The sequence below is a fragment of the Vibrio sp. D173a genome (genome assembly GCF_030248475.1).
The window spans coordinates 1-875 of sequence record NZ_JAHGAH010000572.1; the positions used below are offsets into that span (position 1 = coordinate 1).

At 44.9% G+C, this 875-nt stretch carries 1 protein-coding gene; it reads right to left on the reverse strand.

Annotated features, from left to right (window positions below):
• On the reverse strand, positions 1-858 hold an 858-nt coding region (ilvY, locus tag KIV40_RS27610), incomplete at its 3' end, for an HTH-type transcriptional activator IlvY (protein ID WP_285352396.1).
• Positions 859-875 lie beyond the last annotated feature (17 nt).

The window sequence follows — 875 nt, forward strand, 5'->3', positions numbered from 1 at the left end:
CCAGAATGCGCGAATGAGTGGGTTATCTAATTGCGCTCGCTTACAGCATACGCCTAATTCAAAGGGCTTGATCGGTTCTATCTTTAAGCGTTCAACCTTATCTCTTACTGGGCTGTTATTGATCACCACATCTGGGGCAATTCCAATACCACACCCAAGCGCCACCATACTAACGATCGCTTCATGTCCAGATACCTGAGCATAGATATTAGGTTTGATTTTCAGCTTCTTAAACCAGGCATTGGCGCGCTCACGAGCTGTGCCTGCTTCTGGGATGATGAATGGCAGATCATTCCAATCGATGTGTTCAGACTGTAGTTGTTGGCTGAAGCTACTGACTCCTGCTGGAGAGATAACAGATAGCGGGATATCACTAATCGTTTCAAACTCCAGGCGTGATGGAAGGATATCTGGCTTTGCGGAAATAGCGATATCGACTTCGTCATTGAGGATCTTATCTATTGCTTGAGCTGGGTCGCCCGTTGAGAGTTTAAATTCAATATAAGGATGGAGAGCTCGAAACTCAGTAATTAACTCAGGCAAATGACTATAGCTTGCTGTCACTGAACAGAAGATTCGAATCTCACCTTTCAGCTCTTGCTCTCCGCCCTTTAAATGAAGGTTGTACTGTTGCCATTCACTGACAATATTGAGTGCAACGGGAAGCAGTTGTTTTCCTGCTGGAGTGAGGTCGACACTACGGTTATCTCGAATCAGCAGCTCTTGCCCTGTTTCATCTTCGAGTTTCTGTATTTGGCGACTTAAAGCCGATGGGCTGACGTGCATCGCCGCCGCAGTCTTGCTGAAGTTTTTGCTGTCACACAAATGTATGAATAACTGTAATGATTTTATGTTCATATATTACGAATGTTTCC